The following is a 19,538-nucleotide window of genomic DNA, read 5'->3' as shown; positions in this document are numbered from 1 at the left end:
GTTATTTTACCATTCGGCCTTTCCAATTATATTTACCCGAATTTCCAGCAATGCCAATATAAACAATGTAGATGATATGCAAAACATTTAAAATTGGCAACCACCATAACAAAGCTTTTCTTTTAAAGAAATTCATCATGTTATTGAGGAAAATAAACTCTACCAATAGTTTTGCTGCCAACTGGAAAATTAAGAAAGGTAAAGTGCTGGCTGGAAAAAAGATAGCAAGTAATGCATTAATGATAATGCTGAGATTAAACAACCAAACACTAACGCCTAAAATAATAACCGATTTATCTTTGTAGCGAGTACTTTTTGAAGCCCAACGCCGACGCTGCTGAATAAACTCGCCAAGGGTTTCTTTTGCATGGGTGTAAACTACGGCATCCTTATTTTTAAGGAAGCCAATTTTATCGCCGTAAATAGCCGACATTTTGTGCAACAGCAACTCATCGTCACCAGAGGCCAAGTCATCAATCCCTTTAAAACCACCAACCTCGAAGAACGCTTTTTTCTCGTAAGCCAAGTTTGCGCCGTTGCAGGTGCTAGGATTTTTGTTGCCGATGGTTGATGCTCCCAAACCAATCAAATAGGCAAACTCTAGGGCTTGTGCACGTTCAAAAAAGCTTTTTTCTTCAAAATATGCCACAGGGGATGAAATCATTTTGCAACCCGTAGCTTCATAGTAATTAACGATGGTTGCCAGCCAACCTGCTCCCATTCTACAATCGGCATCTGTAGTAATAATTAAATCGCCTTTGGCTTGTCCAATTGCTGTTTGGATAGCCATTTTTTTGTAAGAGTTGAGTGCTTTAGCTTCGTTAAGCTGTATGAGATGGATACTTTCATAAGACTTCACAATCTCTGCGGTGCGGTCGGTAGAATGGTCGTCGATAATGATGACTTCGAACAATTCTTTGGGGTAACTTTGTGCCAGTACATCGTCAATGGTTTTGGCAATTTTATCTTCTTCGTTGCGAGCTGCGATGATAATTGAAACCATCGTAACTGGTTGTTTCGAGCTTTTTAAGTACGGTTTAATCCTAATCCACCCAATAATGAAAGTGATGACCACAAACACATAGATGAGGGTTAGAAAAGCGGAGAAATAATTAATCGCGTCGAGTATTTCCAAAGATATTGAGTTTAAAAACGAAATATGAGCCTAAGATAGCAGGAATTATGATATTGATGAGCCAAATACTCGCAATACATGCCACAACCGCTGTATTTTGTGTTGTTATATACTTGAAGAAAAATAAAGCGGTTATACTTCTAATGCCGATATCCAGCAAATCTAAAGATGGCAATGTAGATTGTACAAAGAACAAAATAGGCACTAACATGATGATATCTGCAGCGCTCAAATTTGGAATTAGCCACAGAAACATGATGATGTACTGTGTTGTAAATACGGCGTAGCGTGCTAGGCAAAATAGTAAAATTTGAAGCAGTTCTTTCTTTTGATATCGGGCCAATACCGAATAAAATTTCTTGTATTTTCTGGTAAACCGAATAGAAAGCAGCAAACCATTTAACCATTTAATGTTGAAATAGAATATCAGAAAAAACAATGCGAATACAGCTGCCAATCCGCATACTGCCGCAAAAATGATAGGTTCTAAGGGAATGAAACGATGTACGAAAACACACACTGCAATGGCGCCAAATACGTTGGTTAGCACTAACTGACCAATATTGCCCACCGTCATAGCTACTACGCCAATTATTCTTCTTTTGGGAGATAGAAAGAATACCCGACCACCGTATTCGCCTAGACGATTTGGCGTAAAAACTGCCCAAGTTAAGCCGCAAAAAACGGATTCTACTGCTCGCCACAAACTGATCTGCTCTACCCTCTCGATGAGCTGTTTCCATTTCACCGCCTCTAAACCCCAGTTAAAAAGCATTAGCAAAAAGACACTTCCTAACACCAACCAAATTTGTTGTTCTGGAATAGCTTTTAATAACTTTACAAACTCTTTAAGGTCGTTATGTTTAGTGAGCTTATTGTAAATGAACCAAAAAGCAAAAGCCACAACGGCTACTTTGATAAATGTGGCTAGTATTTTTTTATAACTGGATGTCAATTTACTTATCGTTATAGTGTCCCCAAGCTGAAAGCACCAATATCGTTACTATCTTTTCTTTAATTTGATAAACCAGTCTATGCTTATCCGATATTCGTCTAGACCAAGTGGGCACGTCAAAATATTTAAGTTGCTCAGGCTTACCCGTTCCTATTTCTGGGTGATTTTCTAAAACATCCAAAAGGGATAACAATTTTTTTAATGATTTTTTATCGCCGGATTTTTCTAGTTTTATAATGTCTTTTTTGGCGTTGTCTGTTAAAACTACGTCATACATTATAAAACAGTTTTAAAAAGTTCCTTTTTTAATTCAGGCGTAAGTTTATGAACTTTCCCTTGTTCGCTTTGTTCGAGAGAACTATCGATTTTTGCGTAGAATTCATCTTTTGTCAATTCAGTTTTATCCTCCTGGATTTTGATTTTTTTCACACCCAATGCCTTCAGTACAGCTTTAAGCTTTGAAACTTCTGATGGTTCTATCTCAAACGATAATGTAGTCATGACTTTTTTATTTTTATTCTACTTACACAAAAGTAAGTAAAAACACGCATAAACTTAAATGATTAAATATTGGAGAGACAATTTAAACAAAACACCGAATGTGTAAATAAGTTCTATTTTTGTGCTATGCTAGCTGAAAAAAAGGAACGTGTTATTTTAGGGATTGATCCGGGTACTGCAATTATGGGGTATGGCGTAATTTTGGAGAAAGGCAGTAAGATGGAGCTGATCACTTTGGGCATCGTTCGTATGGATCACCTAGACGACCATTTCCTTAAACTTCAACGCATTTTCGAAAAGACAATGGTTTTGATAGAAACCTACAAACCCGATGCTTTAGCAATTGAAGCTCCGTTCTACGGAAAAAACATACAGGTAATGCTGAAACTTGGAAGGGCACAAGGTATTGCCATGGCTGCTGCACTTTCTAAAGAGATCCCAGTATCGGAATATGCACCGAGGAAAATTAAACAATCTATTACAGGAAAAGGAACCGCAACTAAAGAGCAAGTTGCCGCAATGTTGCAACGCTTATTAAACTTTAAGGAAACTCCAGAATTTTTAGATGCTACCGATGGTTTGGCTGTGGCGGTTTGTCATTCTTTCCAAAGAATTGCTACTGCTGGCGGCAAAAGCAAATCTTATTCTGGTTGGGAGGCTTTTGTTAGTGATAACAAGAAGAGGGTGAAGTAACTCATTTCTCCACCCAATCTTTAAAAGCGGACGTTGTACTTTGACTGGTAATTAAAGATGAGCCTCCAGTTTTTAACTTAATGGCCAAAGTATTTTTATTATAGCGTTCCATCCCTGCAACATAAGTTTTATGAACAAGCTGTGCTCTATTAATTCTAAAGAACAGTTTTGGGTCTACCTCTTCTTCTATCTGCTTCAAAGTAGCTTGTGTTAATAGATGATTTTTACCTTGATGATCTATCGCAAAAACAACACCTTCTTCTGCATTAAAAAAAACAACATCACTAGTTTCTAAAAAATACGTGCCAGTAGCTGTATTGATAGAAAATCTGGTTCGGTAATTTCTTTGGGCAGGCGGTTGTCCCAACAACACACCCAACTTTTCTATTATCGAATTATTCAGTTCGGGCTTCGATTGATAAAGTAGCTTAAATTTTTGCCAAGCTTTTTCAAACCTATCAAAAGAAAACGGCTTTAGTAAATAGGCTATGCCATTACTTTCAAAAGCATCCATCAAAAATTGATTGTAAGCGGTAGCAAATATAATTGGGCAGCTCGGTATTACTTCTTTATAAATATCGAAAGCGTTACCATCCGTTAATTCTATATCTGAAAAAACAATATCAACAGCTTTACCATTCTTGAAAAAAGCTACAGCACCCTCTACTGTTGTTAACTCTGCCACTACGGTTATCGGCTCATTCAATTCTTCCAAAAATCGCTTTAGTTTCCTTACCGCGGGCGCCTCGTCTTCTATAATTACAACTTTAATCATCGGCTTTTCTATTTAATAATGGGTAAACTTGCAGCAAAGGTGGTTTCGGTTTTCTTAATCTCTATAGGTAGATCAGCTAATAATGAATATTGCTCGTTCAAATTTCGCAAAGCCCTTCCACCGCCTATCTTTTTACTCTTTTTTGCAACAATATTATTAGTTACTTTTAATTGTGCTGTAATTTCTATGCGAATTTTAATAGGTATTGCAGCTGTGCCCAAGTTATGTTCTATGGCATTTTCGACAAGTAGTTGTAGCGCTAGCGGAGCAATAAAACCATCAACTGCTGTTGGAACAACAACTTCTAGCTGATATCCATTGCCAAATTTGTACTGCATAATTCGAAAATAGGATTGTACAAAGGCCAGTTCTTCCTTTATAGGAACTAATTGCTTGTTTGATACGTCAAGCACATAACGATAAAGTTCTGCAAAATCATTCAGAAAATCTGAAGCTTTGCCCTTGTCTTCTTCTATTAGCTGATCTAACGCATTTAAGTTGTTGAACAAAAAATGCGGGTTAAGCTGCGATTTCAACTGGTTAATTTTACTATCGCCCAATGCCTTATTATAGTTTATCAATTGCTGAGCATCACGTTTATTTTTCTGATAAAAGAAATAGGCGATGAAAAAGCCGCCATATATAAATACGTCTAAGGCATTTCCAATATTATTATTTACGACAACATTAAAAGTAAAATTTCGATCCCATGTGTTAAAAATGATTGCAACTAATGCGGAAAAGAGATTTGCCACCAAAAGATACGAGAATAACGACAGCCCAAAAACTTTTGCAACCGAGTTAAAACTCAAATCATTATTTCTTTGAAAGCGCTTTAAAAAGCTCGCTATAATGAAGAAGACAATGCAACTTTCTATGAAAGTACCTATTGCCGCTTCTGGTGTGAATGTGTAAAAATCAACTGTGTTTCTTACTAGAATGCGGCCTTGTATAGATTGCGCATAGCCGAACAAAAATATAAAGCCTAAGAAATATTTATGAAGCTGTAACGTTTTCAGAAGTTTCATTGCATAAAAATATAAAAAGTAGCCTTTTAAATCAGGCTACTTCATTTTAATACTATTTAGTTTCTTTAGGGAAAGCAGCTATTACATTTCCTTTATCATCAAAAAATTCGAGTTTGGCTTCATTGTTTTCATCCACATAGAACATGGCTTTTGGTCTTCCCTTATCGTCATTTAGGAACAACCCATTGTTGCGACCCCTAGTTTGACCAAGCATTACACGAGGTGCACCTCCTACTAAGCCTTTTGCCGCATATTCCTCATATTTCTTCTTAAAGGCGGCTGGATCTGTTTTTCGAAGTGGTGTTAGCTCATTCCAAATTTTGTCTTGGGAAAATTGTGTTTCATTTGCAGGCCTATCATTAAAAACCAAGCTGCTGGCTACCCTGCGCTGCCCACCTTCTTTATAATCTTGCATCAACAACTGCATCACTTGGTCGCCATCATATTGATCGTAAGTAAGCGACATACCTGCACTATGACCATCTGCTTTCTTTTGACCGTCGTAAATAAAGCCACCACATTCTATTCCTTCCTCGTTGAAAAACAACATACCAGAACGTTTTTTACGCTTCACATTGGTAGGTCTATTGTTTATCGTATCCTTTCCGTTAGGAAAACGATCAACGTTAGTGATTACCATTTTAACCGTACCATCTTTTTCTATGATGTTGATTCTTTCTACATCTATTTCGGCAAACCGCTGATTGCCAGCTTTCTTAAATGCTGACGATGCTAACATGATTACACCAAATGCGGTAGCTATTCCAAAGCTTCTTAAAAATACTAGTTCCTTGTTCATTTTATTATTTTTTTAAAAGGTTAATACTGTTTGAATAGCTCAAAACTATTGGACAAACTGTTCCTTAAAAAGAGAAAAAGAATGAACTAAGGAAAATATCCTATAAGCAAGGAAAAAAGAGAATAAATGAGTAACGGGAATTTACTGAAACGGCTCTTGTCTAGTATCCCAAAAAACTAACAACTCAATTGTTTCATTTTTCACTCGATATAAAAACGAACAATTTTTATGTAGTACAGCCTTTCTTACATCAGCCAGATTTGGAATAAGCTCATAAATAGCTGGATATTTAGATATTAACTTCAGAGTTCTCTCGGTGTTGACAATAAAATTAGATACATACTTATCACCCCAAACCTGCTCTAAATAATCCAAAACGTACATATAGGTTTCTTTAGCCGTTGGAGTCCAAAGAATATCCATAGTTTATTTTTTCAATCTATTTTTCACCTCAGCCATAAAATCTTCGTGCTGAGTAGCTTGGTTTTGGTCAGCCTCTTTCAAAGCCTTATTCATTAAATTGGTTACATATTGAGGCAACTCTTCATTTACCATATTTGTACCAGAAAATACTTCAACCTTTACTTTTAAAGCTTTTAAGATTGTTTTAATTGTTTCCAATTGTTCCGCATCTTCCGGATGTATGACCAGAGTTTCCATTCTCAAATATAATAAATTTGGACGATTATTTCTCCACAGCCTTCTTCTTCGGAAACGCCAACGAAGCAATGATACTCAAAGCCAATATACCAACGATGATGATCAACGAATGTTCTGTGGTAAAACCCCAAGCTTTCAAGTAACCGTGACCTAACATTTTCACTCCAATGAAAGTAAGCAGTACCGCCAAACCAGTTTTTAGGTAATGGAATTTATGGATGATGTTCACCAAAAGGAAGAACATAGAACGTAAACCCATGATGGCAAAAATATTAGAGAAGAACACAATGTAAGCATCTTTAGTTACTGCAAAGATTGCTGGAATTGAGTCTACAGCGAAAATTAAATCGGTAAATTCTACAATAAGCAATACCAAAAACAGTGGCGTTACATATTTTTTTCCATGAATTTTATGGAAGAATTTTTTGCCCTCGTATCGAGGATGAATCTTGAAAAAACGCGATGCAAATTTAACCACCGGATGGTTTTCAGGATCGATCTTTTCATCTTCATCTTTCGAGAAAAACATCTTTACTCCAGTGAAAACTAGGAAAGCACCAAACACATACAAAATCCACTCGAATTGGTTAATTAAAGCCGCACCAACAAAAATGAAGATAAACCTCATGATGATTGCGCCTAAAATCCCCCAAAATAAAACCCTGTGATAGTACTTTTCTGGAACAGCGAAAGCAGAGAAAATCAGCACGATTACAAAAATATTATCTACCGACAAAGCGTACTCAACCACGTAACCAGTTAAAAACTCTATACCGAGATTTTGTTTGTACAAAGCTAAACTAGCTTCGAAATTCCCAGGAATAATGGATATGGGGTGTTTATGTGCTACAATAACTTCCTTCAACCGCTCCATGTTATCTATACCATGCAGATAATCGCCTTTTAAGACAAGCAGTAAATAAAAACCTAATGCCAGCATCACCATAATGAAACTCATGATACCCGCTTGCTTTAAGCTTACCACATGTTCTCTTTTGCTGAAAAGACCCAGATCTAGGGCAAGGATAAATACGATGAAAAGTAGAAATCCGCCAATGAATAATAACTCGTGCGACATTATTTTTTACGTTCTGTTGTATATTTTACCAGTTGTTGTAAACCTGTTTTTGCATCTCCATCTGGAAATGAATCTAAAATTTCGAATGCTTTGTTTTGATACTCCAGCATTTTCTGATTGGCATAATGCACACCTTCGTTCGCATTTACAAAATCAATGATCTGTTGTATTTTCTTCGGATCGTCGTTATGATTTTTCACCAAATTAATGATATTTTTACGCTCTGCCTTTTCTACCCTATTCAAAGCATAAATTAAAGGCAAGGTCACCTTCTTCTCCTTAATGTCGATGCCTAATGGTTTCCCGACATCATCGGTTCCAAAATCAAAAGTATCATCCTTAATTTGGAAAGCGATACCAACTAATTCACCAAATAAACGCATTTTCTCAATATCTTCTTCCGAAGCGCCGGTTGAAGCCGCTCCACAAGCACAACAGGACGCAATTAAGGAAGCTGTTTTCTGGCGTATCACATTAAAATACAGTTCCTCGCTGATATCCATCCTGCGCACTTTTTCTACCTGTAAAAGTTCGCCCTCACTCATTTGCTTTACCGCTTCAGATACAATCTTCAACAACTGAAATTCGTTGTTGTTTACCGAAAGTAGCAAACCTTTAGAAAGCAGATAGTCGCCCACTAAAACAGCAATTTTATTTTTCCAAAGTGCATTGATAGAGAAGAAACCACGACGTTCGTAAGCGTTGTCTACCACGTCATCGTGAACCAAAGTTGCCGTATGCAATAGTTCTACCAAAGCGGCACCTCTGTGCGTAGATTCTACTATACCACCGCAAAGTTTGGCTGCAAAAAACACAAACATAGGTCGCATTTGCTTCCCTTTTCTCTTTACAATATAATGGGTAATTCTGTTGAGCAAGGGCGCACTACTTTGCATCGATTCCTTAAATTTCACTTCAAAGGCATCAATTTCTGCGGCAATAGGTTGTTTAATTCGATCTATTTGAGACATTGGCAAAAATGTGTTTGCAAACTTAGCTGAATTTCTATTAAAAGCGTATTTTTAATGAAACTATTCGCATGAAGACCATTCTAAAATTTCTTACAGCCACCATCGTTGTTTTAGCCATAGTTTATTTTGCCGGTCCCAGAACAACCAAGGCTACATACAAAGCTGCTTTGCCAACGGTTCCTACTATCGAAAAACTTGAAACTTACATTCACTCTCAAGAAAGCAAGTACAAAATAAAACCAGGAAACGAAGCGGAAATTGTTTGGGCAGATATTAACCATCAGCAAACGGAATACGCTGTTGTTTATCTTCATGGATTTTCGGCCTCAAAAGAAGAAGGCAATCCGGTACACACCAACTTCGCTAAATCTATTAATGCTAACCTTTATTTAGCCCGTTTGGCAGACCACGGCATTGACACCATTGCTCCAATGCAATATTTTACAGCCGACAAACTCTGGGAAACGGCGAAGGAAGCTTTCGCCATTGGTAAAAAATTGGGCAAGAAAGTAATATTAGTAGGCACTTCTACTGGCGGAACTTTAGCATTGCAGTTAGCCGCAGCTTATCCCGAAGTGCATAGTTTAGTTTTACTTTCTCCAAATATTGCCATTAATGATGATAAAGTTTGGCTATTGAACAATCCCTGGGGTTTGCAAATTGCCAGAAAAGTAAGTGGTGGCGATGAACGTGTGTTAGATGGAAAGACACCAATCTACAAGAAATTTTGGTACGATCATTACCGTTTAGAATCGGTAGTACAATTACAAGAACTATTGGAAAGTGCAATGACAAAACAGACCTTTGAAAAAGTGAAACAACCCACATTGATGCTTTACTACTACAAAAACGAGCAAGAACAAGATCCGGTAGTAAAGGTATCAGCTATGCTAGAAATGTTTGATGAATTAGGTACGCCGACAGAAAAAAAGGAGCAACATGCGCTACCAAATACTGGCAACCATGTAATTGGTTCTTACATAACCTCTAAAGATATACCTAGCGTAGAGAGAGCGATTAACGAATTTGTGAAAAAGCACATCAATTAATATGGAAAACAAAAAAGAACCTTGCGTTGAAACTCAGATGCTGATCAGGAAAACTGCTAGCGAAGTGTTTAGTGCTTTCATAGATCCGGCAGTTACTACAAATTTTTGGTTCACTAAATCAACTGGAAAGCTAGAAGTTGGCAAAAGCGTAAATTGGCAATGGGAAATGTATGGCGCATCGGCGGATGTTTTGGTAAAGGAAATCATTCCAAATCAAAAAATTATTGTCGAGTGGGGCGAGCCAACAACTATCATAGATTTTAATTTCGAAGCAGTTGATGAGAATAGTACTTATGTTGTGATTAAGAATTATGGTTTCCAAGAAACGGGAGATGATTTGATAGCAGTGATTAAAGATTCGACTGGCGGATTCACTACCGTTCTCGATGGTTTAAAAGCTTATTTAGAACATGGTTTAAAACTCAATTTAATTGGTGATAAGTTTCTCACAAAATAATTTCCCTGTTGGATTTATAATTTTGGCTAAAGCCACCAAATTAAACTCAAAAACCGTCGACTAAAGTCGACGGCAATGAACAAGTCTAATTAAAACTCATTGCTGTTCGGGATTAGCAAGCTTAATTGATGATACGTTGGGTAGGTCAAAAGAAATCGCTTCTAAATAATTTTCCCAAAGCCGCTTCCTGCTCAAACATCCGTGTTATAGATGGATTCCGGCAATAAACCAGCCTAATTAAAATTCATTGCCGTTGGCTTCAGCCAACGGATTTTATTAGAGCTTAAAATAAGGCTTTAGCCGAAATATTGATCTTCTTTTATAAATATAATTTAACTTTTTATTAGACCGATAAACGTACATTTGCGCATAATTCAAGAATATCGCTTTTTAATATGATGGAATGGAAAAATTTGCTTTCGGCAAAGCGCTGGGGACACGAAGACAGGTCGCCAAGAGATACAGACGAAGCTAGATCGCAATTTCAAATAGACTACGACAGATTAATATTTTCGTCGCCTTTTAGAAGGTTGCAGAATAAAACGCAGGTTTTTCCCTTACCGGGCAGCGTGTTTGTACACAACCGCTTAACGCACAGTTTAGAAGTGGCTAGCGTGGGCAGATCTTTAGGTAGGATTTTCTATAATCAGACCAAAAAAGACAACCCAAATATTGATAGCGAAGTGCCTTTAATGAGCGAAGTGGGCAACATTGTAGCCGCTGCAGCCTTGGCGCACGATTTGGGCAACCCAGCTTTTGGTCACTCTGGCGAAGCAGCAATTTCAAGGTATTTCACCAACGGCGAGGGAAAATTCTATCTGGATCAATTAGCTGAAGAACAGAAAAAAGATTTTACAAAATTTGAGGGTAACGCCAACGCCATCCGCATCCTTACTCATCCTTTTGAAGGAAAAGGAAATGGAGCTTATGCACTAACCTATTCCACTTTAGCAGCTATCGGAAAATATCCTTGTGAATCGATTATCGGAGGTGAAAAATCGAAACTGCATCGCAAAAAATATGGCTTCTTCCAGTCGGAGAAAGAGATTTTCAGAAAAATTGCTGATGAGCTAGGCATGCTAAAGGATACCGAAAACCCATTGGGGTATTTTCGTCATCCATTGGCATATTTGGTAGAAGCGGCTGATGATATTTGTTACGGAATTATAGATTTAGAAGATGCACATCGTTTGCAAATATTAAGCTTTAACGAAGTTAAAGAGTTTTTACTGCCATTATGCAACAGCGACAAATTGGAAGAGCGCTTAAAAAATGATCTGGAAGATGATGATGCAAAAGTAGGATTGCTACGTGCAAAAGCCATCAGCACTTTAATAGGTGAATGTTCTCGTATTTTCTACAATGAGCAAAAGGCAATTTTAAACGGTACTTTTAATAAAAGTTTAACCGATGCATTGCCTGAAAACTATTTGCAAGCTTGGAAAACTATTGAGAAAATCTCGGTAGAAAAAATCTATAATTACCAATCTGTTATTGCTAAAGAGGTTTCGGGTTACAAAGTGATGGCTGGTTTACTCGAAGAATTTGTACCTGCATTGGTAAATAACGATACACACTACTACAGAAAGTTAGTACAACTGATCCCAAAACAATTTCACACCGAAAAAGAAGATCTATATTCGCGTATACAAAGCGTGTTAGATTTCGTTTCTGGAATGACAGATTTGTATGCTGTTGAGCTGTATGGAAAAATCAAAGGTATTTCGTTTCCGTCTGTGACTTAAGAAGCGGAGACTTAAGAACCACGTCATTGCGAGGAGGAACGACGAAGCAATCTTAAAGTTTATCCTAGCAATTTTGCAAGATTGCTTCGTGCCTCGCAATGACGAGAAGAAAGGAAAAAGGGTCGATACTTTATAAGCATCGACCCTTTTAATTTTATACTTTTTATCTCTTTGTTTATTTACCTTGACCCATGCCTCCCATGCCACCACCTTGTTGTTGGTCTTGCTTCACATCGTCGTTTTTAATTTTCTTTTTCTCTGTAAACTTCAACTTACCGAATTTGTAGCTAAAAGTTGCTGCAACAAAACGCAATGGATAGTAAATATCTTGAGTTTGAAAACTATCTGTCGCTCGGTTACGCATTTGGATATGTAAATCATTATTAAAAGGATTCAACATATTCAATCCTATTGAACCTTGTTTTTTCATAATTTCTTTCTTCACTGCAGCTCCATAGAAGAACATTGCCCCTGTTTTGCCTTGGAAAGTATATCTTGGAGAATTTACTACACCATAAAGTTCAAAACTAAAGCCCTTTTTCAATGTAGTTGCTGAACGTAAGAACAAATTATAATTCAAATAAGTATCAGTATTAATATTTAATACTTTATTATCTACTTGATAGGTATTTACTCCAATATTACTCATCAATGTCCATTTTGGTATAGGGTTATAAGAACCGAACAAGTTTAAACCAAAACTCTCAGAAACACCCACATTATTAAATGTAGTCATAATCTTGTTAGGATCTACATCATCCACTCTGTTAAAATTCTCAATAATACCATTTGTACGACGATAAAATATAGAGGCATTAATCATGGAACCTTTAATAAAGGTTGAATACGCAAACTCAATATTATGACTTAGCTCTGGATCTAAGTCTGGATTACCTTGAAATACACTAAACTGATTTGCCTCATTTCTAAACGGATTTAAGTAAGCCAAGCTAGGGCGCTGTATCCTTTTATTATAAGCTAATTTAATCGTTGTAGATCCGTTTACAGTTTGAGACAGTATTGCACTTGGGAAAAAATTGAAATAATCATTTTTATTGTGTACCCCATTGGCATCTAGAAAATCAATTTCGGTGTACTCTATCCTAGCACCACCTTTGAATTTAATTTTAGGTGTTAAGTTAAAGCTAATGGTACTATAAGCTGCTCCCACGTTTTGGTCATAATCGAAATCTTGAGCAGAGTTCTGTGCATATTCACTTTTAATATTTCTTAATATACCTTTAGCTCCCGCTTCCAAGATTATGGTTTTGCTTACTGGATAAACATAATCTGTTTGTAAAGTATACTCTTTATTTCTTCCGATATTCTGACTAAAAACAGGTATTCCAGCTGGCATTCCTGAATAAGAAAGTTGGTTGCTAAACTCGTTAGAATTTCTTCCCGATGTTAATTGACCAGCAATAGAGAACTCCTCACCTGCTTTCTTACTTGTTTTCCTATAATCTACATTCCAATCTAAGTTGCCGTTACTCGCATCGGTTTTACTAGTATTTGTTGCTGTTAAATTATTTACCGTTACATTAGAGAAGCCAGGCCCACCGTTATAAAATCTGTTGTACTTAACGTTTGTACTAATATTGTTGTAAGCATTAAAATCATAGTCTAACCCGAAACTGCCATTATACATTTGACGGCTCCAATCAGACATACCGTCTTGCAATACTCTACTAGATGGTGTTTCATTTAAAAAGATTACTCTTGATTCTTGAGGATAGGCATACATAGTACCCAAAGCGGTATTTAAACTTAGCCTACCAGTTTTTGCAGTTAAATTAAAGTTACCGTTATTTTGACGAGTACCTACGTTTGCATTTACCGAACCACTTACACCTTCTGCGTTACTTTTCTTAGTAATAATGTTGATAATACCTCCAGAACCTTCAGCATCATATTTAGCAGATGGGTTGGTAATTACCTCTACACTTTTAATTTGATCAGCAGGGATCATCTTTAAAGCATCAGCTACGCTGTTAGCCATCGTACCTGATGGTTTTCCGTTAATTAAAACCCTAACTGCGCTTCCACGTAATTGCACATTACCGTTAATGTCTACTGATAGCATAGGTACTTTTCGCATCAAATCAGTTGCATCGCCACCTGCATTGGTTGCATCAGCTTCTGCGTTATAAACCATACGGTCTATCTTGTTCTCAATTACGCTTTTCTTGCCTTCAATAGTTACTTCGGCCAATGTACTCGAACTTCCTGCAAGCACAATATTACCTAAGTTATTATCTGGCTTTTCTGGCGTAGTTTTAACCATTACATTTTTCGTAGTGTAACCGATAAAACCAACTACCATTTTATAATCGCCGGGCGCAATACCCGAAATTGCGACTTTACCCTTTGTATCGGTTAAACCACCATTTACCGCTTTATTGGTTTTAGTATTGATTATAGACACTGTAGCATACTCTACAGGTTGCTTGGTTAACGAATCAATAATAGTTGCAGATATACGGCCAGTCACTTTTGGAGCGGCATTGCCACCTCCCATCATTGGAAATTGTGCCTTTGCAGTGATTACCGTTAGTAGAGTGAAACAGATGAGTAGTAGTTTTTTCATGAAAATATGATTTGTTTTTTCAATGGTTATGAAGCTAGCATGAACTTTATTTATTAGATATAAAGAACTGTAGTTAATGCTGGTTTCATTAGTTAATAATTTCTTTGTGTTGTTTGTACGTATTAGTCTTTCAAAGGTATATTTTGTTACAGGGGCATTAAAGTAATTTCTCACAACTTGTAGGAAACTCTCGGTGAATTGCATTTTTTTGGCGGCGAATGGTTTGGTGTAAAAAGAAAAATCCGGCACACACTACATGAACCGGATTTTCGTAATGCTTTTTAAGCCATCACTTTAACCATTTAATGGCTGCTTTAACAGCTGGATCTTCGGGCAAATTTCCGAAAGATTCCAATTGCTTCACTTCCACGTCGGGAATTACGAATTCGGGCATTACTTTTTTATTTTTATTACCGATGGATGCCGTGGAAATAAGGAAGTAAGCTTTATCATCAGCAAATACGTAACCGTTGGTTGCGTTTGCTACACCTGCAGATTTGGTGCCGAATAACTTTGTACCTTTTCTCTGTTGCAAAACTACCGCCACACCTTCACCAGAACTTCCAGTCCCTGGCCCAATTAATACCGCAATTTTCTTTGGTCTAATAGGAGCTATTTTGTTTTTGATATTAGCCTGCACTTTTCCATCGATTGTAAATTCGCCAACTTTAAAAGCCGCTTCATCTTCCGTTTTTCCATCTCTATCAACATAATAGCTTACAATTCCATCCTTAAAAAACATACCCAAGCCGCTAAGCATTGGTCTAATATTACCGCCACCATTTAATCTCAAGTCAATAATCCAAGCTTTCGGCTGCGTCTTGTTTAAGTCTGCGACGGCGTCGTAAATCCAATTGGCGTATTTATCAATGTCTGCTTGCTTATTAACTCCCATGTAGGGAATACTCAGATAGGCAACATCACCAATCATTTTATTCACGATGCGAGCCCCCAGTTTCCAACCAGCTTTGAGCGAATCGCTTTGCCTCGCTTCTAGCTCTTTGTTAGGTAAACGGTACTGGTGGTCGTATTGGTAATACTGCGCATGTTTATCTCCAAGTACATCAAATGCAATTTTCAATGCTTCGAAAGTGTCTGATTTGGTCTTTGCGACCTTTGCCTTTTCGTAAACTTGTTGCTCAACTTTTTTCCAATCCACCTTCTTACCGTACAAAGAATGTCGTTTTAATACATTTAAACTGGTATCGATATGTTGTTTGATGGAATCTGGCATTTGAGCTAAGCTAAATTTAGCGTGCACCAAAAGCACTCCTAAAAGCGCTAATATTTTAAATTTCATTTCTTTTTTTTGTTTGGTTTTGAGGATGCAAAATTATAAAAATGACTGAATATCAATACAAATTAAAAAGGTCTTAAGGTTGTCTGAACAAAAATCAACTACAACTATGTAAGAGTTAACAAATTACCAAGCACCAATAAAAATCACAACTTGACCGCAAAAAAATCCCAAACGAGCATTACTCATTTGGGATTTTTCGGTTGAGACTTACGAAGTTTTAAAAACTTCGTAAGTCTTCTATATAGCTCCTATACAACAATATTCACAATCTTTCCTTTAACAAAGATGATTTTCTTTGGTGCAGCACCATTCAAAAATCCTTGAACTTGCTCGTTGGCCAAAACTGCTTCTTCAGCTTCTTTCGCTTCCAAGGTCAAGCTTAGGTTCAAGTTCATCTTCATTTTTCCATTGATAGAAATTGGATAGGCAAACTCATCTTCTACCAAATAATTAGGGTTGAAAACCGGATACTGAGCAGTAGACAAATCTTTATTTCCTAACAACGACCACAATTCTTCGCAGATGTGCGGTGCATAAGGCGCCAATACTACTACTAAATCTTGTAGAATTGCTTTTTTGTTGCATTTCAAATCTGTAAGCTCGTTTACAGCAATCATAAAGCTAGAAACCGATGTATTGAAAGAGAACCTTTCTACATCATCTTGTACTTTCTTAATGATTTTATGCAACGCTTTTAACTCTGCTTTGGTTGGCTCTGCATCGCTTACGGTAAACTCCCAAGCTTCGTTATGGAACAAACGCCAGAATTTACGCAAGAACTTAAACACGCCTTCGATACCGTTGGTGTTCCAAGGTTTGCTTTGCTCTAATGGACCTAAGAACATTTCGTACATACGTAAAGTATCTGCTCCGTATTGTGCAATTAACACATCTGGGTTTACCACGTTGAATTTAGATTTCGACATCTTTTCAACTTCTACACCGCAGATGTATTTACCGTTTTCTAAGATAAATTCTGCATTTGCAAATTCATCTCTCCAAGCTTTAAATTTTTCGATATCTAAAACATCATTCTCTACAATATTCACATCAACATGCAGAGCGATAGTTTTGTAATCTTTTCTTAAACCAGCAGAAACCAAAGTGTTCGTACCACGTCCTTCTTCATCAACCACACGATAAACAAAGTTACTTCTACCTTGTATCATCCCTTGGTTAATCAACTTTTTGAAAGGCTCTTCTTCTTGTACAAAACCTAAATCCTTCAAAAATTTGTTCCAGAAACGGCTGTACAACAAGTGACCAGTTGCATGCTCAGAACCACCGATGTACAAATCCACATCCTTCCAGTAATCAACTGCTTCTTTTGAGGCAAATTCACTGTTGTTTTGTGCATCCATGTAACGGTACCAATACCAGCTACTTCCTGCCCAGCCTGGCATGGTCGATAATTCGTACTCGTATCTATCTTCATATTTCCAATCTTCGGCTCTGCCCAATGGAGGTTCGCCAGTTTCAGTTGGTAAATATTTATCGATTTCTGGCAATACCAAAGGTAATTCCTCTTCTTTCAACAAGTAAGGCAAACCATTTTTAAAATATACGGGAATTGGCTCGCCCCAATAACGTTGGCGACCAAAAATAGCATCACGCTGGCGGAAATTCACTTTCGCTTTTCCTACGCCTTGGTCTTCCAACCATTGGTTTAAGAAAGCAACTGCTTCTTTGTATTCCATTCCGTTGATGAAACCAGAGTTGATGTATTTACCCTCTTTAGTTGGGTCAGCTTGTACATCAATATCTTTTTGTGCATCCAAAATTTGGATAATCGGCAAATTGAAGTGCGTTGCAAACAACCAATCGCGTTGGTCGCCACTTGGCACACCCATTACCGCACCTGTACCGTAACCCGCCAATACGTAATCGGCAATCCACAATTGCACACGCTCGCCACTTACCGGATTAACCACGTAAGTTCCCGTAAAAGCACCGGAAACAGTTTTAGCATCCGCCATGCGGTCTAATTCCGATTTCTTTTTAGTTTGTAAGATGTAATTTTCGATGTCAGCTTTTTGCTCAGGAGTAGTCAATTCTGCCACCCATTCGTGCTCTGGTGCCAATACCAAATAAGAAACGCCGAAGATCGTATCTACACGTGTAGTGAAAACCTCTATATAAGCCTCACCCTGGCCCTCTCCAAAGGAGAGGGAATTTGAAGCGGTTGATTTAGCATCAGGTCTGCTATCAAGTTCTAATTTTATTTGGGTTACCACAGTTTTTAGATTACTTAGAACCTCTTCATTTGTAAATCGGATTACTTCAAACCCCAATTGGTTCAACGCATCAGTTCTGGCTTTATCATTCTCCTGATTTTCTAAATGATATCCACCGTCAACTTCAATGATTAATCTTTTATTTAAACAGATAAAATCGGCGATATAAGTTCCAATAGGATGTTGTCTTCTAACTTTATGTCCTGTTTTGCTATTTCTCAATTCTTGCCAAAGTGCATCCTCAGCATCTGTTTGATTGCCCCTGTTTACCCTCGCATTGGTTTTCAAAATTTCCCATAACAGTGGGTCTGCAGTTTCGTAACCGTAGTTGCTTGCTCCCTCTCCTTCGGAGAGGGTTGGGGTGAGGATTTTAAACTTAACAGACGCACCAACGCTCTTGCCAATCCAGTTGCGTTGCATTTCTTTCATCGGCTCTGGCCAATCGATGGTGTCCAAACCTTGCAAAAGTCTATCCGCATAAGCAGTAATTCTCATACTCCATTGCATCATTTTCTTTTGCTCTACAGGAAAACCACCACGCTCAGAAAATCCGTCTTTAACTTCATCGTTAGCTAATACTGTACCCAAAGCTGGGCACCAGTTTACGGTACTTTCTTTTAAATAAGTTAAGCGATATTTTAATAGTTCTACCTGCTTTTCTTCTTCGCTAAAAGTAGCCCAATCTGTAGGCAAGAAAGTTCTAGTGTCTTCATCTTTAGCAGCTTTTACATCGGCACTGCCAGCTTCATTAAATTTATGAATTAAGGTAGAAATCGGCTCTGCCTTATCCGTTTCTAAGTTGTACCAAGAATTGAACAATTGCATGAAAATCCACTGCGTCCATTTGTAATAAGCTGGGTCGCTGGTACGAACTTCGCGGCTCCAATCGAAAGAAAAACCGATTTGGTCTAACTGGCGACGGTAAGTATTGATGTTAGTTTCTGTAGTTACTGCCGGATGTTGTCCTGTTTGAATAGCATATTGCTCAGCTGGCAAACCGAACGAATCGTAACCCATTGGATGCAACACATTGTAACCTTTTAAACGTTTATATCTCGAAAAAATATCAGAAGCGATATAACCTAGTGGATGACCAACGTGCAAACCTGCTCCCGAAGGATAAGGAAACATGTCTAAAACATAGTATTTCGGCTTGTCTGAATTGGCTTCGGCTTTAAACGACTGATTGTCGGCCCAATATTTCTGCCACTTTTGCTCTATCTCTCTAAATTGATAATCCATTGATATGCTGTTTCTAAATCGAGTGCAAAGGTAAGGAAATTTACGATTTTAGAATTACGAATTACGATTGAACTTCCAATGAGAGAATATTGAATTTTGAATAACTAAATGAGTGAATGATTAAATAACCAATATTCAAGCACCAATAATCCCAAGAGGTAATATTATCGCTGCTGCAAATCGTCTTAAATCTGCGGAGACATCAGCGGAAATTTGCGGGAAAGAAATAATCAAACAATCAACATACTCGCCTAAATAAAACTTGCGGGTTAATATCTCACAACTACAAATTGAAGTTAAAGAATGTTAAAGTATACCTAACTAATCCA

The 19,538-nt window shown here is 37.5% G+C and carries 18 protein-coding genes; 4 read left to right on the top strand and 14 right to left on the bottom strand.

What is annotated here, in order from left to right; genetic code table 11:
* Position 1 precedes the first annotated feature (1 nt).
* The 4 genes from REI64_RS12920 to REI64_RS12905 are packed head-to-tail and all read right to left on the bottom strand — an operon-like array spanning position 2 to position 2,591.
* Complete coding sequence (locus REI64_RS12920) at positions 2 to 1,135, bottom strand: glycosyltransferase (RefSeq protein ID WP_308850549.1); 1,134 nt, start codon at positions 1,133 to 1,135, stop codon at positions 2 to 4.
* Complete coding sequence (locus REI64_RS12915) at positions 1,113 to 2,090, bottom strand: lysylphosphatidylglycerol synthase domain-containing protein (RefSeq protein WP_308850548.1); 978 nt, start codon at positions 2,088 to 2,090, stop codon at positions 1,113 to 1,115. The genes REI64_RS12920 and REI64_RS12915 overlap by 23 nt, the downstream gene beginning before the upstream one ends.
* A gap of 1 nt (position 2,091) precedes the next feature.
* The gene (locus tag REI64_RS12910; RefSeq protein ID WP_308850547.1) at positions 2,092 to 2,367 is read right to left on the bottom strand and encodes a Txe/YoeB family addiction module toxin; all 276 of its coding nucleotides are present in this window, start codon (positions 2,365 to 2,367) and stop codon (positions 2,092 to 2,094) included.
* Entirely contained in the window at positions 2,367 to 2,591 is a 225-nt protein-coding gene (locus tag REI64_RS12905; RefSeq protein WP_308850546.1) for a hypothetical protein, read from the bottom strand. Before REI64_RS12905 ends, REI64_RS12910 begins: the two co-directional genes overlap by 1 nt.
* 126 nt (positions 2,592 to 2,717) lie before the next feature.
* On the opposite strand from REI64_RS12905, the gene ruvC reads away from it, so the two are divergent.
* A complete protein-coding gene (gene ruvC / locus REI64_RS12900; protein WP_308850545.1) occupies positions 2,718 to 3,284 on the top strand; it encodes a crossover junction endodeoxyribonuclease RuvC in 567 nt (188 codons plus the stop codon).
* 1 nt (position 3,285) lies between these two features.
* On the opposite strand, the gene REI64_RS12895 is transcribed toward ruvC, so the two are convergent.
* The 7 genes from REI64_RS12895 to REI64_RS12865 form a co-directional block, all read right to left on the bottom strand.
* A complete protein-coding gene (locus REI64_RS12895) occupies positions 3,286 to 4,059 on the bottom strand; it encodes a LytTR family DNA-binding domain-containing protein (RefSeq protein ID WP_308850544.1) in 774 nt (257 codons plus the stop codon).
* Between the two features lie 8 nt (positions 4,060 to 4,067).
* Entirely contained in the window at positions 4,068 to 5,087 is a 1,020-nt protein-coding gene (locus tag REI64_RS12890; protein ID WP_308850543.1) for a sensor histidine kinase, read from the bottom strand.
* Positions 5,088 to 5,139: 52 nt separating this feature from the next.
* The gene (locus tag REI64_RS12885; protein WP_308850542.1) at positions 5,140 to 5,886 is read right to left on the bottom strand and encodes a hypothetical protein; all 747 of its coding nucleotides are present in this window, start codon (positions 5,884 to 5,886) and stop codon (positions 5,140 to 5,142) included.
* Positions 5,887 to 6,027: 141 nt separating this feature from the next.
* Positions 6,028 to 6,309 (bottom strand): hypothetical protein, encoded by a 282-nt coding sequence (locus tag REI64_RS12880; RefSeq protein ID WP_308850541.1) that lies wholly within the window; start codon positions 6,307 to 6,309, stop codon positions 6,028 to 6,030.
* Between the two features lie 3 nt (positions 6,310 to 6,312).
* Complete coding sequence (locus REI64_RS12875) at positions 6,313 to 6,546, bottom strand: DUF2683 family protein (RefSeq protein ID WP_308850540.1); 234 nt, start codon at positions 6,544 to 6,546, stop codon at positions 6,313 to 6,315.
* 25 nt (positions 6,547 to 6,571) lie between these two features.
* Positions 6,572 to 7,624: a TerC family protein gene (locus REI64_RS12870; protein ID WP_308850539.1), complete on the bottom strand. Its 1,053-nt coding sequence runs from the start codon at positions 7,622 to 7,624 to the stop codon at positions 6,572 to 6,574.
* The gene (locus REI64_RS12865; RefSeq protein WP_308850538.1) at positions 7,624 to 8,595 is read right to left on the bottom strand and encodes a polyprenyl synthetase family protein; all 972 of its coding nucleotides are present in this window, start codon (positions 8,593 to 8,595) and stop codon (positions 7,624 to 7,626) included. Before REI64_RS12865 ends, REI64_RS12870 begins: the two co-directional genes overlap by 1 nt.
* A 68-nt stretch (positions 8,596 to 8,663) precedes the next feature.
* Here REI64_RS12865 and REI64_RS12860 point away from each other — a divergent pair, with 68 nt between their 5' ends.
* From REI64_RS12860 to REI64_RS12850, 3 genes are all read left to right on the top strand, one after another.
* Positions 8,664 to 9,644: an alpha/beta fold hydrolase gene (locus REI64_RS12860; protein ID WP_308850537.1), complete on the top strand. Its 981-nt coding sequence runs from the start codon at positions 8,664 to 8,666 to the stop codon at positions 9,642 to 9,644.
* 1 nt (position 9,645) lies between these two features.
* Positions 9,646 to 10,101, top strand: coding sequence for an SRPBCC family protein (locus REI64_RS12855; RefSeq protein WP_308850536.1), 456 nt, complete (start codon positions 9,646 to 9,648; stop codon positions 10,099 to 10,101).
* 398 nt (positions 10,102 to 10,499) lie between these two features.
* Positions 10,500 to 11,846 (top strand): deoxyguanosinetriphosphate triphosphohydrolase, encoded by a 1,347-nt coding sequence (locus REI64_RS12850; RefSeq protein WP_308850535.1) that lies wholly within the window; start codon positions 10,500 to 10,502, stop codon positions 11,844 to 11,846.
* A 175-nt stretch (positions 11,847 to 12,021) separates the two neighbouring features.
* Here the strand turns inward: REI64_RS12850 and REI64_RS12845 are convergent, their stop codons facing one another.
* The 3 genes from REI64_RS12845 to leuS all read right to left on the bottom strand — a co-directional run bounded on the left by REI64_RS12845 (position 12,022) and on the right by leuS (position 19,209).
* On the bottom strand, positions 12,022 to 14,433 hold the full coding sequence (locus REI64_RS12845) for an outer membrane beta-barrel family protein (protein ID WP_308850534.1): 2,412 nt from the start codon (positions 14,431 to 14,433) through the stop codon (positions 12,022 to 12,024).
* 289 nt (positions 14,434 to 14,722) lie between these two features.
* Positions 14,723 to 15,733, bottom strand: coding sequence for a S41 family peptidase (locus tag REI64_RS12840; RefSeq protein ID WP_308850533.1), 1,011 nt, complete (start codon positions 15,731 to 15,733; stop codon positions 14,723 to 14,725).
* Positions 15,734 to 15,981: 248 nt separating this feature from the next.
* Positions 15,982 to 19,209, bottom strand: coding sequence for a leucine--tRNA ligase (gene leuS / locus REI64_RS12835; protein ID WP_308850532.1), 3,228 nt, complete (start codon positions 19,207 to 19,209; stop codon positions 15,982 to 15,984).
* Positions 19,210 to 19,538: the final 329 nt, after the last annotated feature.

Source organism: Pedobacter sp., from assembly GCF_031119335.1.
GTDB lineage: Bacteria > Bacteroidota > Bacteroidia > Sphingobacteriales > Sphingobacteriaceae > Pedobacter.
The sequence above is the reverse complement of the archived record's forward strand: the minus strand, read 5'-3'. Positions and strand labels throughout refer to the sequence as shown.